Source organism: Brucella intermedia LMG 3301 (genome assembly GCF_000182645.1).
Classification (GTDB): Bacteria; Pseudomonadota; Alphaproteobacteria; order Rhizobiales; family Rhizobiaceae; genus Brucella; species Brucella intermedia.
The window spans coordinates 1,246,322-1,260,528 of record NZ_ACQA01000002.1; the positions used below are offsets into that span (position 1 = coordinate 1,246,322).

Below are 14,207 nucleotides of genomic sequence, written 5' to 3' on the forward strand. Positions count from 1 at the left end.
ATCGTATGTTGCAATAATTACTCCCCTCGTCCTTCGAGACGCCACGCCTCGACAAGCTCGGCATGGCTCCTCAGGATGAGGGGTGTGGGCGCTAGAACTCTTCCTCATCCTCAGGAGGTGCCCTGAGCGCGGGCAGGGCGTCTCCAACCCTCGCTCCCCTCATCCTGAGGAGGTGCCCTGAGCGCAGCGAAGGGGACCGTCTCGAAGGATCAAAAGACCGAAGGATCGACCGGTCATCACTACGAAATCGCGCCAAGTGACTTCACCTCCACGCCACGGGCGATTTCGACATGGGAGAGCACCGGCAAGGTGGCGAACAGGCGCTCGATAATCATGCGGATATATGGCCGAGCTTCCGGCGAGGACACCAGCACGAAGCGCTCGCCATTGTCGAAATGCTTGCGGATGACGGCGGAAGCCTCGGTGCCGAACTGTTCCAGCAGGCGCGGATCGATGTCGAATTCGACGATCTCGCCCTTGGCGTCACGCTTGAGGCTCTGGTGGAAAACCAGATCCCAGCGATTGCCGAGACGCAGAACATTCAGAACGCCATTGTCGGAAAGATCGCCGCAAATCTGCTGCGCCATGCGCATGCGCACATGCTCCACGATCATTTCCGGGCGGCGGACGAGCGGCGCGATTTCCGCGATGGCTTCGAGGATCAGATGCAGGTTGCGGATGGAAATGCGCTCGGCGAGCAGCAGTTTCAGCACCGCCTGCAAGCCCGAATAGGAAATATGCGTCGGGCAGATATCTTCCAGAAGCTTGCGATATTCAGAACCCAGACGATCCAGCAGGATGCGCATGTCCTTGTAGGACAGAAGCTGGGCCAGATTGTTGCGGACGATTTCGCTCAGATGCGTCAGCAGGACGGAGAGATTGTCCACGGTCATGTAACCATCGCGGCGCAGATCAGCCGCGAAGGTTTCCGGCACCGAATAGGCGCGCATGCCGAAGGCCGGCTCGCGTACTTCCTCACCGGGGATGGACGGGATCGGGCGCTCGCCCAGCACGACGAGCGTTTCGCCGACGCGCAATTCGTGGCTGGCGACAGCCGTGCCGTGTATCTTGATGCGATAGCTTTTCGGCGGCAGGGCAATGTCGTCCGTCACCTTGATTTCGGGAATGACGAAACCGTATTCCTGCGCGAACTTGCGGCGCATCTTGTTGACGCGGTGCGCCAGTTCCTGCTGCGAGGCGATCAGCCGGGCGGAAAGCTGCTTGCCGAGGCAAAGCTCGATCTGGTTGGTTTCCAGCGACGCCTTGACCGAGTTGCGCTCCTGCTCTTCCCCCTCGCGCTGCTTCTTGTCGGCTTCGCTCGCTTCCGCCTCGCGCTGGCGCGCCTGGCGGCGCGGCACGGCAATGCCGACAAAGGCCATTGCGCCGCCCAGCATGAAGAACGGGAAGGCTGGCAGGCCCGGCATGATGCCGAGGACGAAAAGCAGCATCGCCGCGACCAGAAGCGCCTTCGGATAGGCGCCGAGCTGGCCGAAGATCGCCTGGTCGGCGGAACCGCGCGTGCCGCCCTTCGACACCAGAAGACCGGCGGCGAGCGAGACGATCAGGGCCGGAATCTGCGTGACCAGACCATCGCCCACCGACAGTTTGGTGAAGACGTCGGCGGCGTGCGCAATGTCCATGTCGTGGCGCGTGGCGCCGATGATGATGCCGCCGAAAATATTGACGGCGGTGATGATGAGGCCCGCAATCGCGTCGCCGCGCACGAATTTCGAGGCACCGTCCATGGAGCCGAAGAAGGAGCTTTCCTCTTCCAGCTCGCGGCGGCGGCGCTGCGCTTCCTTTTCATCGATCAGGCCGGACGAAAGGTCGGCATCGATGGCCATCTGCTTGCCGGGAATGGCGTCGAGGGTAAAGCGCGCGCCCACTTCCGCGATACGCGTCGCGCCCTTGGTGATGACGAGGAAATTGACGATGATCAGGATGCAGAAAACCACCAGACCGATGACGAAATCGCCGCCCATCACGAATTGCGAGAAGCCGTGGATCACATGACCGGCGGCGAGATAGCCTTCATTGCCATGGGTCAGGATCACGCGCGTCGTCGCGATGTTCAGCGACAATCGCATCATGGTGGCGATCAGCAGCACCGTCGGAAAGGCGGAAAAGTCGAGCGGGCGCTGGATCCACAGCGCCACCATCAGGATCAGGACCGAAAAGGCAATCGAGAATGCCAGCCCGATATCCAGCACCACCGCCGGGACAGGCAGGAAAAGCACCGTCAGGATGATGATGATGCCAACCGCCAGACCCATGTCGCTGCCGGTCAGAAATCCGCCTTTTATGAAGGGTTTAGCCGCTGCCTGCTGCACGTCCGTCTCCTGTTTGCGGAGGGAACTTAGCTTGCGAAGCTTGCGCGAAGGCTACGTGCTAGAACCCCTTCTCGATGCGCGAATATGCGAGCAGCGTGAAAGAGTTGATCTGCGCGCCGACGAAAGGCGCGGTCAGGGCCAGCACGACGAAGATGACGATGATCTTCGGCACGAAGGTCAGTGTCATTTCCTGAATCTGGGTCAGCGCCTGGAAAAGCGCAATGCCGATGCCTGCCAGCATCGCGGCAAGCACCGCCGGGCCGCTTGCCATAAGCACGGTCCAGATCGCGGAATTGACGATATCGAGCGCGTCGGCCTCGTTCACCGCATCATGTCCTAGCTGATCTTGACGCCTGCGCCGATCATCAGCGTCTTGCCGTCTTCCAGTTCGGCCAGCATGCCGTTGGACTGGATGGTAACGGATTTCACGACGCCGGATATGCTGCCATCGGCATTGGTCAGCGTGCGGCCGATCCAGCCTTCGGCCTGCGTCAGCGACGTATTGGCGATTAGCGTTTCAAGCTTGCTGTTCATCTGCACGGCCTGTTCCACATTGGAGAAGGTCGCAAGCTGCGAGACATATTGCGTCGCGTCCATCGGCTGCGTCGGGTCCTGGTTCTGCATCTGCGTCACCAGAAGCTTGAGGAAGGAATTGTAGTCGACGCTTGCCTTGTTGGCCGCCGAATTGCTGTTGTTCGGCGTATTGTTGTTCGTCGTGTTCGTGCCGACCGGCGGTGTCGTGGTCATCGGTTTGCCTCTGCGGATTTCCGGATTGCAGCCACGGGCGAAGCCGGGGCTTCAAGGCCCATCAGTTCGGCCTCGCGTGGATATTGCGCGCGAATGGTCTTGAGCGCCTCAAAAACGCGCCCGTTATGAACCAGCTCGTCGACCAGCTTCAGCGCATTCAGGATTTCCACATCCTTGAACGTGGAGAACATGCCCCTCAGCATCTGCGCGAAGGTGGCGTGGGCCTGTTCGCGCATGGCCGGTTCGATCAGCATCATCTGCGCGGCGAAATAAAGCTGGCGCAGCGGCGTTGTCGTGTCTTCGGGCTGGAGAACGTGGTTTTCCAGAAGGAAGGTGGCGTCGTTCAGAAGCTCGAGCGAGACCTTGCGGTCGGCCTTCAGCACTGCACCATTGATAAAGATACGTTCGCCCGCGCGCAGCGAAAGGCGAATGGCCGGTTTTCCGTTGGGAGCCATTTCAAAGTCCGTCCCGGATCGACTGGGTGATCTCGATCAGCGTGGCGTAATCGTTGCTTTCGCCCTGGCGGATGCGCTCGATTTCCTTCAGCACGAAAATGCCGACGGAAATGATCGCCGCCTTCAGTTCCTTCGGCAGCACGTTTTCCTCCGACCCCAGATCGTCGATGATCGTGGTCCAGAGCTTCGTGGTGAAATAGGTCGCGTCGATCCCCTCGCGCGAGCCACTGCCGTTTTCCTTCGCCAGTTCGAGCATTGCGATGGAACGGTCGAACAGCGTCCGCTCCCGTTCCCTGGCGCTCGCCATATCGTCAGTCATGACATCTTCGTAGCGCATCTGATACATGGTTTTCTCCGTCTATCAGTCCGGACGGGCTCGCATCATGCTGCGTCCGTCCTGATCATCCCGACTATCTGAGATAGTTGAGCAGGCTCATATTCTGCAGCTGAACCGTCAGCGAATAGGAAGTCTCGATCTGCGTCTTCAAAGCGTTGACGCGGGTCGCCGCCTCGTAAGGGTCGACTTCCTCGAGATTGAGCACCGACTGGTTCAGTATCTTCTGCTGCGCCACGATACGCGTCGTCGCCGCCTGCGTGCGCGACTGCGCCAGACCGAGCGTCGTCTGTTCCGACGTCGTTTCGGTAATCGCCGTCGTCGTAGTCTGCATGGCTTTGCCAGTCAGGGCTTCGAAAGCCTGGCTGTTGAGGCCGATGGTTGCGAATTCGGCGACCATGACCGCCGACATGATCGTCCTGCGGAAGCCGTCGGCATTGGCCGAGATCGACGTATCGGCGGTTTCGGTGGGCGAGATGCGGCTCTTGATCACCGTGTCCGATGCATCCGACCAGTTCGCGGCCCAGTTGGCATCGTTGAACTCCTCGGCGAAATCGCCGTCGAGAAAGGCCGTCATCTCGTCGCCGGTGATGTTGGCCACCTGCGGATCGTCGATGGCGAAGCCAAAATGGTTCTGAAAGGCCTGGCGCACGGCGGTCTGCGCGGCGCTGCCCTCGGTATAATCGGCAACCGGCTTCACATCGGTGTTCACACCGGCGAAGATATATTCGCCGTTATAGCTGGTGTTGAGCAGGCCGGTGACGGAGTTGAGAATAGACTTTGCCGACTTGGCAATCGTGGCGGCACTTTCAGCGGTATTGTTGGCGCCCGTCAGGTCGCCCAGAAAGTTCTGCGTGTTTTCGATGATCGTGCCGGCAGCGGTCTGCGTCGCATTCATGCGCTGCTGCACCAGCTTGTTCATGTCCGTCAGCACGCTCAGCCGGTCATATTCCTTGCGCAGGGACACGGTCTGCCCGGATTTCGAGCCGAGCGACAGCCCGACATCGAACACGGTTCCCGTGGTCGCTTCCTGTTGGGCTTTCAGCATCTCGGCCTTGTTCTTCGCGACCATGGCCCTGAGGGCTGACGTTGCGCCATAGGTGGAAATCGATTGCGCTTTCATTGGCCTCACACCGCGTTGAGAAGATCGTCGAGCATTGCGCTGATCGTGGTCAGCACCCGGCTCGATGCCTGATAGGAATGTTCAAGATCGAGAAGCAGCGCCATTTCGGTGTCCATGTCGACGCCGTTGGCGTTGGAGAGGGCGGCGTCTGCCTGAGTGGCAACCGTCGCATTATAGGAGAATTCGCTGTTGGCCTTCTGGCGCTTGCCTTCAAGCCAGCTGATGGATGACGCGCTGTAGTCGATCAGGCTGGAGCTGGCCGAAAGACCTGTTGCCGGATCGAACGCCATCGGCTCCGAGAAGGCTTCGTTGAGCGCCCGCAGGCGCTCGCTGAACCCGGCTGCGCCTTCGATGTTATATTTGTAATCAGGCCCGTTGGCCCCGCCGTCACGCAGCAAGAGCGCGCTGCCCCCCTCGGAGGCAACGAAAGCCGAGGACACCTTGATGCTGCCTGCAATGCCCGCCGACATACCTGCGCCCGGAACATCCGGCGATCCGGCCCAGCTGAACAGACCCGTCTTGTCGGCGCCGACGCCGGTCTGGTCGCTTTCGGCAAACATCGTCACCAGATTGCGCGCAATCTCGTCAAGCTGCATCTGGTATTGCGGGGCGATCTGGTCGCGCAGTTGCAGCAAGCCGCTGAGACGGCCTGTTCCATAAGGCTGGTCGAATGTCTCGTGGTTGAGCGGAACCCCATCCACCAGCACCGCCTTGCCGGAAATGCCCGGCGCCAGCACCGTCGACTGCTCGAAGCTAACCTTGCGCGCCGTCGTCTCGAAAAGCGTCACGCCGTTTTCGGCAAAGATCACCATGTCATTGTCACCGCGCATCATGGTGGTGATGCCGATCTCGCCGGAAAGCTGCTTCAGGATCGCATCGCGCTGGTCCATATAGTCGGAAACATCGCGATTGGCGCGCGTGCCGCCGACGATCTCCTGATTGACCTTCTCGAACTTGGCCAGAAGATCATTGATATTGGCGACGGAATCCGCGATTTCCCGGTCCGCATCGTTGCGCAGCGACTGGATCTGCTTCGTTCCGGCATTGAGCGCATTGGCGAGCGACTGCGCCGTCGACACCACGCTGTCGCCAAGCGCGCTGTTGGAAGGCGAAGCGGCATAGGTCTGGAGCGCATCGCGCAGATCGCCGATGAGGGCCGAAGGCGAGCCGGAATAATTATCCGCCGAATAAAGCGACGAAAGGCGGTCGAGCCCGCCTGCGAGAATGGAAGAGGAAGAGGCCGTGCTGTTCGACTGGATGAACCTGTTGAACAAGGCCTCATCCGCCGACCGGCTGATCCCCACGTAAAGCGAGCCATAAGGCCCCGATACGAGAGAAGCGGTGCGTCGGGAATAATCCGGATCGTTGGCCCTGGCGATATTGCTGGAGACAACGGAGGTCTGCTTGGACGTTGCCGCAAGCGAACTTTTGGCCGTCAGAAGAGCAGAACTAAGCGACATCTTACCCCATCCTACAAGTGCATTCCCGGCAGGCGCGATGCGGTCTCGTGCCCGGAAATGCGGCTAAAACAAACACCTGGAAAGCCCCTGATAATTCCGCTTCTATCGGAACTGCCCCATCGTGCGTGAACCGTGCCCGTTGCCCGGACGGTCCGTATTCTCAATGCGCCAGTGGTCCGGTTCCGGCATTTGCGCCCCTCGGAAAGAGGTCCGGGCAAATGCCAAATTCAAACCACTGTTTCCGGGAAAGGCTTTTCACCCTCCCCGGAACTGGCCGGTTTAACGTTTCAGATTGACCAGCACGTCCATCAGTTCGGAGCCGGTCTGGAAGACTTTCGAATTGGCCGTATAGCTGCGCTGCGCCTCGATCATGTCGGTCAGCTCCTGCGCGATATCGGCATTGGATTCCTCCAGCGTGCCGGACATGACCTTGCCCATGCCCTCGCTCTGCGGGAAGCCGAGGCGAACGTCACCCGATTCAGCGCTCGGCAGGAACACGTTGCCGCTCACCACCGTCATGCGATCCGGGCTTGCGACATTGGCAAGCGGAATGCGCGCCAGAACCTTCTGCGTGCCGTTTTCGTAGATGGCGACGACCGAGCCGTCATTGGCCACATCCACGCCCTTGACCGCCGACGGCGCCTGGCCGTTGATCTGCGCCTGCGAGATCGTGTATTCACCGGCGCGCTGTGTCGAGGCGCCGAGATTGAGGCTGAGGCTCTGGCCGCCATAAGGCCCTAGATCGACCGTCACGTCGCCCGCGGACGTCATCGCGCCCGTGGTCGGATCGAAGGTCAGCGTCGTCGGGCCGCCGACCACTGCATTGTCGGCTGCGTTCTTGACCGTGACGCTCCATTCATCCGTGCCGGTCTTGCTGAAATAGACGTCGAGCGTGATCTTCTCGCCCTTGTCGTTGTAGGAGATCAGCGAGGTCTTGTGATTGAATTCGCCGGCTGCTGGAACCTGATCGCTAGACGGCAAATTAACCGTGAAGGTGCCCGACGTGCTGCCTTCCGGCGGAAGGGGCCGCGCTGTTGACATTGATGATGTTCAGGCCGGGAATCGTCAGCGCGCCGGCGGGGTCGTTCGGGCCTGCGCCCAGAAGATAATAGCCGGCTGAATTGACCAGATTGCCGTTCTTGTCGGGAACGAAGGAACCGGCGCGGGTCAGGAAGGTGGAGCCGTCCGCGCCCTGCACCACGAAATAGCCGTTGCCATCGATGGCAAGGTCGGTCGTGGACGATGTGGAGCGGATGCCGCCCTGATCGGAAATGCCGTAACGAACATTGGTCAGCACGCTGCCGGAATTATACTGTCCGCCTGTGCTGGGCAGAACGAGCGACGAAAACTGGGTTTCGGCGCGCTTGTAACCGACGGTGCTTGCATTCGCGATGTTGTCAGCGACCGCCGACAGGCGGTTCGCCTGCGCGTTCATTCCCGAAACACCGGTCCGCATCATACCGTAGAGGCTCATTAGCAGCTCCTGATTGGTTGTATCACCATCATTGTGTCACCGGCCAAAATCCAAGAGTTCTGGGCCGGAATCCGTGAAGTCCAGCGATGGAATCGGCGACCCGACCCACTCATCCGCGATCAAGCTAAAGAGCCACGCTTGCGTGAAACTGTAGCCTCGGGATGTTTTACGCTTTTACTGGGGAACCGACGCGGTTTCGGAAATCCGCAGACCTGCTCGAAATCGCGATACTGAAAGCATGTCTCCCGGAAGTGGGAACCGCCTTGGCGGGGAAGTCAGTCCGCCGGACTGGCCTCTGGTGTCGCTGCGATGCGGTGAGAACATGCGTGAAGACAAAGAGACAGTGCGCATCAACCTCATTCGATATTGATGCAGTAGCCCAGGAAGCGCTTGGAATCGATCGGATCGAAGCCCATCTGCTCACGCAGCTTCTTGCGCAACTTGCTGATATGGCTTTCAACGACGTTTTCTTCGACTTCACTGTCGAAAATGCCGTAGATCGCGCTGAAAATCTGCGCCTTGTTCAGGCGGCGGCCGCGATTGGCAATCAGATATTCCAGGATGCGGCGCTCGCGGCGCGGCAGCGGAAAATCGACGCCGTTGATCTGCGGATCGCGGCCATCGGAGAAAACGCGGATCGGGCCAAGCTCGGTGCCATCGTCGCTGGAAGCGGCGGATGCGCCCGCGCGGCGGCGGATCGCATTGATGCGCGCAAGGATTTCACGCACATGCACCGGCTTGCGCACAACATCGTCAACGCCTGATTGAAACAGCTCCAGCGTATGTTCCAGTGACGGACGGTCGTTGACGGCGATCACAGGCGCCTTGCAACGTTCACGAATCCGGGCCGGAAGGCGATGCTGATCGGCACATTCACCGATCAGGAAGGCCTCGACAGCCATGATATCCTGCTGCGGAACGCTCTCCACCCACTCATCGAAATCGGTAGGGGTAAAACCCGTCGTCGTGATGCCTTCGCGACCGAACCAGGATGAGTATCCTTCAGTCACAATATCTCTGTCGTCTACGACAACGATCATCGGCCCGCCTTCCGAATCAATATGTTAGCCCAAGCACGCTAGCAATAACTGGCGAGAGGAATCAGCAACAATGGCAATTAGTTGCCCGCAACAAATTGGGAGGCATTTTAGTAGATGCTAAAATAGAGGGAATCGCATTGATTGCAACGCGCCTCATCCTTTAGGCGCACAAACCTTAACCGAATATTAACGGCTCACGAACATTTACGATTCTTTACAAGGGCTTAAAATTTCGGTCGCTTTAACAGCACTTGCCGAAGACTGCAACCGGCAATTGAACAGGCGCAACATGGGTGCACCTGACACTCTGTTACAACCTGTTAAAATTGGCAGGAATCGGGTTTACCCGAAGCAGAAGTTTCGCGCCTGCGGCGTCCAGTTTCCGAAGCCGGTGGCGACCATATTCGTCATCACGCGGCAGACGTAACGCTTCTGGGCGGGGTCGTTGTTCGGCCCGGCGTGATAGCGCGCGACGGCCATCGTCCAGTTGCCTTCGCGCTGGCGGAGCTGCTTCAGGAATCGGGCCGCGTAATCGACATTGAGGCTCGGCATCAGCATCGCGGCAACCGACGGAAATTCTTTGCCGTGATAGTGAAAGTTGATCTGCATGCAGCCGAGGTCGATCAGCTTTGCGCCTTCGGCCCTGACCTCGTTGAAACGCCTCACCGCCGCCGTCTGCGACGGCATGAATTCGGCGCGCCCTTCGATGTTCATCGCATAGGGTTGCAGGGAGTTCTTGCGGCCGGTTTCCGTCAGCCCGACCGCGTAGAGAATGCCGAGCGGGACATCGTAGCGGGCCGATGCCCGGTGCATTTCGCGCTCACAGATATTCTCGGCTCTGGCCGGGCGGCTGTCAGACAACCAGGCCGCGATTGCGGTCGTTATTGCGAACAATACCGTTCCCGCCATCCTGCGCGCCCTGCATGTCCGAACGCTCGCGTCCTGCCTGACCGGATTCATCATTCCGCCTGCCCTCGCCGCCCATGAGACCCGCCTGGGTCTCGCTGCCGTTTCGCCCGTCAAAACCCTGCTGCATGCTGAAAGCCTGCTGCTGGCCCGATTGCTGGCCGCTGGCCTGCTGTTGCCCGGCATTATGCGATGCCTGCGCCTGCTGCACCGCGCCCGCCGCGTTGCGATCGGTGACGGTCACGGAAATTTTCGCATCGTCCGCGACGCCTGCCGCCTTCAGGGCTTTCTCGATCATGGAGCGGTCGGCGGCGAGCGTTTCTGCCGCATGGGTCTTTTCGGCGACGAGATGCACCTCGACCCCTTCCGATCCCACGCGGATGCGCGCCGTCACCGTCCCGAGTTCTGCCGGATCGAGCCTAATCTGCAAGGTCTTGACCGTGCCGAAGCTGCGTTCGGAAACCACCTGAATGTCGGCGATCCCGCGCCGCGCCCTGCGACGGCGTGGTGGCTGCCTTGCTTTCTCCCGGCACACTGCTTTTGGGCGCCGGTTGCTGTGGCTGGAGATCGGCCCTGTCGGGCGTCTGGCCCGACTGCCGCGTCTGCCCCTTGTCCGCGTTCGCGGGGCTGGCGAGATCGTCCACAGCGTTCTCGCTCGGATTGCCGCCGGTCTCCTTCGATGCGTCAGGAGCGATAAACTGCTCCGCCCTGGCGCTGGCCGAAGGCGTCGCCGGGGCTTGCCCCTTCTTCGGATCGACATGCGCATCAGGCAGTTCGCCAACCTGCTTCTCTCCCCCTTCCGGACCTGCTTCCTTAATTAAGGCAGAGAGCGGATCAGAGGGGTTTTTGTCGTTTTTGGCGATATTTCCTGTGGCAAAATTGTGATTTGGTCCCTTCAAATCAGGCGAAGAAGTGGCCAAAGAGAGGAGATTTTGCGGCAGAACGAAAATTGCAGCCTGTTTCGCCCCGTCTTCATCCCTCGTTTCAGCCTCATCCATTTTGGCTGCGTCGTCCTTTTCATCCTTCCTTTCGACCTTGCCCTGCGGTCGTTCCAGAAGCGAACTGAACAATTTCGCCGGGTCGGCCTGCCCCTCGCTTTCCGCCTCCGCCTTTGCCTGCGACGGACCGGAATTTCGGGCGAGCGAAGCAAGTCGGCTGGTCGAATTCAGCAAAATATCAACGCTCATTGAACGGTCTTTCCTAGCAAGGCATCGATTTCGGCAAGCTTGCGCCGCGCATCTTCCATCGTTTTCTGCAAATCGTCTTCCGGCTGGTTTTTGACAGGCTTCAGGCTGACGGCCATCGGAGCTGCCGCAGGGTTCGCAACCGGCTTTTCCGCCCGGTTTTCCGGCGGATTCGCTGTTGCCATCGGCGGCACATCCCTTTCGGTCAGGGCCGGTTTTGCGGGCGGCGAGGCATCCGGCGTGCGGGTGACGACCGTGCCGACCGCTTCGGCGGCCTTCAGCAGCTTGCGATCCGGTTCCTGCAGCTTGTCGGGCGAAATCTGCGACAGTTCCCGCAGCGCGCTGCCTGCCGAATCCGAGGCAACATCGCTTGCCGCCGCATAGAGATTTGCACGGGTGGGGTCGGTTTTCAGTTTGTCGGCAAGCTTTTTCGCCTCTGCCGACATGAAACGCGCCCGCTCTGTCTGACCATCGACAAGCGCTCCGCGCGCGATTTGCAGATAGAGCGAATATTGCATCACCGGATCAGCCGAACCGATCAACCTTGCCAGTTCCGCATTGCCGATACGGTCGTTGAGCTTCACGGCCGCATCGACAAATTGCGCCATGAAATCACGCATATAGGGCGAACGGGGAAAGCGCTGGAGATAATTTCGCGCCAGAAGCCTGATCTTGTCGGCATCGCCAAGCCGGGCTGCAATCGGCATCGAACGGCGGATCGCCGCTTCCTCGAACAGGGTGCCCGGCGCATCGAGCCGCACCTGATCGAGCCGCATCAGGGCCGTCGCCGGATCGAAGGCCGTCATCTGGCTGGCGGTGACGAGCACGATGGAGGCCTTCAGTTCCGACGGGACATCGGGCGCCAGCGGAACAGAGAAAAGCTTCACCACTTCAATCGTCTGGCCGGAAGCATAGGCAAGCGCTCCCTTGACCAGTTCCGGCGGCACGGCATCCGTCTTGAGGTCGGCAAGTACCTTGCGCACCGCTTCCGGATTGCCGCCATTGAAGAGATAGATGATCGCCGCATAGACATTTTCCGGATTGTGCCAGACGTCGCCCGACGCCCGCCCCATATCCGTGCTGACGAAGCCCAGAAGCTTGTTGAGCATGACCACCGCTTCCGGCTTTCCGGCGACGATCTGGTCCTGCAACATGCGCAGCGAACGCACGAGCTTGTAGGGTTCCAGCACCGGCAGCGTGCGGGTCTCGGCCACCGCCTGCGCCTGGGCTTGAGCAAAGGCCGGAGAGGCCGCTCCCGCCAGGGAAAGGCCTGCCACACATGCCAGGAGTGAGCGCGTGGCGAACCGCTTCATGGCGCGGACTTGAGGAAAATATCGATGCGGCGGTTTTCAGCCGCATTCGGATCATTGGCGTTCTTCGGCTGGCGGTCGGCATAGCCTTCCACGCGCAGCACGCGCTTTTCATCAAGCCCGCCGCGAACCAGCATGTAATAGGCCATCTGCGCGCGCGCCGAAGAGAGACGCCAGTTGTCATAGGTCGCGCTCTTGAACGGACGCGCATCGGTATGCCCGCTGATGATGACTTCGCCCGGCTGGCGGGAAATCACCTGGGCGATGCGCTCCAGCATCTGCACCACGCGGGCGTCCGGCTTGGCGGAGCCGATGGTGAACATGCCGTAGTCTATCTTGTCGGTAAGCTGGATCATCACGCCGCCATCGACGGGAACGACCGTCACATCGGGCATCGGCTCGGCTTTCTTTGCGGCCGTACCTTCCTTCGCGGTTTCGCCCTCAGCCGCCTTTTTCAGATCGGCAATGAGCTGCTCCTGCTTTTCTGCTGGCGTGTCTGCTGGCGCTTCCGCAGGCTTTGCAGCTTCCTCCGGTTTCGGCTGGGCCGCTTCCGGCCTGGGCGGCGTGGCCGGTGCCGCATCCGGCGGGGTCAGGTCCTCGACAGCCTTGCTCGACCAGTAATCGGGGCTGAACGGATCACGATAGGCTTCGCCGCCATCGGCGCCTGTTGCGGGGCCGGATTTCGACGTGCCGCCATCGCCCTTGGCAGACTGGTTCTGCAGAACGCCGGTTTCGTGGGCCAGTTCCGACAGCACCGCATAGGGTTCGCGGAAAAGCTGGCGCTCTTCCTGTTCGCTTGGCGGCGCGACGGTCGTATCGTTGATGACCTTGGTGCTGTTTTCGATCTTCTGGTCGCTTTCATAGCGAACCTTGCCGTCTTTCTCCTCGACATCCTGCACGCCCTTCGGGCTTGAATGCCGGTCCATCAGCTTGACGGGATTGAAATAGCTGGCAACCGCCGCCTTGGTTTCCTCATTGGCGGCATTGATGAGCCACATGACGAGGAAGAAGGCCATCATGGCGGTCATGAAGTCGGCATAGGCGATCTTCCACACGCCGCCATGATGGCTGTCATGGTCGTCATGCCCGCCGCGGCGCACAATGATGATCTCGCGCTTGGTTTCGGGATCGATGTTCATTGCACCGCAGCCTTCAATTCTTCAAGAAGCGGCGCGATGCGCGTTTCAAGCACCCGGTCGCCAAAGGAAAAGGAAAGTTCGTCCGCGCCGGTTTCCGAGAACCTGCAGCCGGACGGCAGCAGGGCGGCGTGATCGCGGAGCGGCGCAACCAGCCGCGCCGGGCCGGAAATTTCCGGCGCTTCGCCGTCGAGCGCCAGCGCCGCAATGCGGCGCGCAAATTCCGCAACCGCCTCGCGCTCCATCTTTTGCGCCAGCAATGGCATCAGGATTTCCGCGATCTGGCCGGAAAAACTGCGCTCCAGCGCGGCCAGCGCTTCGGTGAGGCTTCCTGCCAGAAGCAGGGCCTGCTCACGCGAGAATGCAGCGCGCAACGTTTCGATTTCGGCCTCATGCTCCCGCAGAAGCCGCGTCTTCTCCGCCTCGTAGAGCGCCTCGGCTTCGCGGTGTCCATCTTCCCGCCCGGCTTCAAAGGCAGCGCGCCTTTCTTCCTCGCCGGCGATGATGGCCGCAACTTCCGCCTGCTCGGCGGCAGCGGATTTTTCGGCAGAAGCCGCACGCTTCAGCGCCTCGCTTCCAGCTTGCGGCGCGGGCGTTTCCTTCAGCGGTTTCGGCGGCAAAGGCGCGGCAATGATCTCGACCGCCTCATCCTCTATGTGATGGGTCGAGAAATCGGGAAGATAACGGCTGAGGGAAAGCGCGCTCATC

General features: G+C 60.4%; 11 protein-coding genes and 3 pseudogenes. All 14 read right to left on the bottom strand.

The features are described from left to right. Positions 1 to 239: 239 nt before the first annotated feature. The 14 genes and pseudogenes from flhA to OINT_RS18380 all read right to left on the bottom strand — a co-directional run bounded on the left by flhA (position 240) and on the right by OINT_RS18380 (position 14,206). Positions 240 to 2,330 carry a flagellar biosynthesis protein FlhA gene (flhA, locus tag OINT_RS18315; protein ID WP_006469392.1) on the bottom strand — a complete coding sequence of 697 codons (2,091 nt, stop codon included), beginning with the start codon at positions 2,328 to 2,330 and terminating at the stop codon, positions 240 to 242. A gap of 58 nt (positions 2,331 to 2,388) precedes the next feature. Next, positions 2,389 to 2,655 (bottom strand): flagellar biosynthesis protein FliQ, encoded by a 267-nt coding sequence (fliQ, locus tag OINT_RS18320; RefSeq protein WP_006469393.1) that lies wholly within the window; start codon positions 2,653 to 2,655, stop codon positions 2,389 to 2,391. 11 nt (positions 2,656 to 2,666) lie between these two features. Further along, positions 2,667 to 3,077 (bottom strand): flagellar hook assembly protein FlgD, encoded by a 411-nt coding sequence (flgD, locus tag OINT_RS18325; RefSeq protein ID WP_006469394.1) that lies wholly within the window; start codon positions 3,075 to 3,077, stop codon positions 2,667 to 2,669. Continuing rightward, positions 3,074 to 3,532 carry a flagellar biosynthesis repressor FlbT gene (gene flbT, locus OINT_RS18330; RefSeq protein ID WP_006469395.1) on the bottom strand — a complete coding sequence of 153 codons (459 nt, stop codon included), beginning with the start codon at positions 3,530 to 3,532 and terminating at the stop codon, positions 3,074 to 3,076. Before flbT ends, flgD begins: the two co-directional genes overlap by 4 nt. A gap of 1 nt (position 3,533) precedes the next feature. Then, entirely contained in the window at positions 3,534 to 3,878 is a 345-nt protein-coding gene (gene flaF / locus OINT_RS18335; protein ID WP_006469396.1) for a flagellar biosynthesis regulator FlaF, read from the bottom strand. Positions 3,879 to 3,942: 64 nt separating this feature from the next. After that, positions 3,943 to 4,989 carry a flagellar hook-associated family protein gene (locus OINT_RS18340; RefSeq protein ID WP_006471445.1) on the bottom strand — a complete coding sequence of 349 codons (1,047 nt, stop codon included), beginning with the start codon at positions 4,987 to 4,989 and terminating at the stop codon, positions 3,943 to 3,945. Positions 4,990 to 4,994: 5 nt separating this feature from the next. Continuing rightward, complete coding sequence (gene flgK / locus OINT_RS18345) at positions 4,995 to 6,449, bottom strand: flagellar hook-associated protein FlgK (RefSeq protein ID WP_006469398.1); 1,455 nt, start codon at positions 6,447 to 6,449, stop codon at positions 4,995 to 4,997. A gap of 279 nt (positions 6,450 to 6,728) precedes the next feature. After that, positions 6,729 to 7,923, bottom strand: a pseudogene (locus tag OINT_RS18350) (flagellar hook protein FlgE). Positions 7,924 to 8,279: 356 nt separating this feature from the next. After that, the gene (gene ftcR, locus OINT_RS18355) at positions 8,280 to 8,963 is read right to left on the bottom strand and encodes a flagellar transcriptional regulator FtcR (RefSeq protein ID WP_006469399.1); all 684 of its coding nucleotides are present in this window, start codon (positions 8,961 to 8,963) and stop codon (positions 8,280 to 8,282) included. A gap of 342 nt (positions 8,964 to 9,305) precedes the next feature. After that, a complete protein-coding gene (locus OINT_RS18360; RefSeq protein WP_031346090.1) occupies positions 9,306 to 9,872 on the bottom strand; it encodes a transglycosylase SLT domain-containing protein in 567 nt (188 codons plus the stop codon). Next, a pseudogene (locus tag OINT_RS24385) lies at positions 9,817 to 11,056 on the bottom strand (flagellar hook-length control protein FliK). The gene OINT_RS18360 and the pseudogene OINT_RS24385 overlap by 56 nt, the downstream one beginning before the upstream one ends. Positions 11,057 to 11,115: 59 nt before the next feature. Next, positions 11,116 to 12,366 (bottom strand): annotated as a pseudogene (locus OINT_RS18370) (chemotaxis protein); the annotation flags it as partial. Then, positions 12,363 to 13,502, bottom strand: a complete 1,140-nt coding sequence (locus tag OINT_RS18375) for a flagellar motor protein MotB (RefSeq protein ID WP_006469403.1) — start codon at positions 13,500 to 13,502, stop codon at positions 12,363 to 12,365. The gene OINT_RS18375 and the pseudogene OINT_RS18370, both read right to left, overlap by 4 nt. Further along, complete coding sequence (locus OINT_RS18380) at positions 13,499 to 14,206, bottom strand: hypothetical protein (RefSeq protein ID WP_006469404.1); 708 nt, start codon at positions 14,204 to 14,206, stop codon at positions 13,499 to 13,501. The genes OINT_RS18375 and OINT_RS18380 overlap by 4 nt, the downstream gene beginning before the upstream one ends. Position 14,207 lies beyond the last annotated feature (1 nt).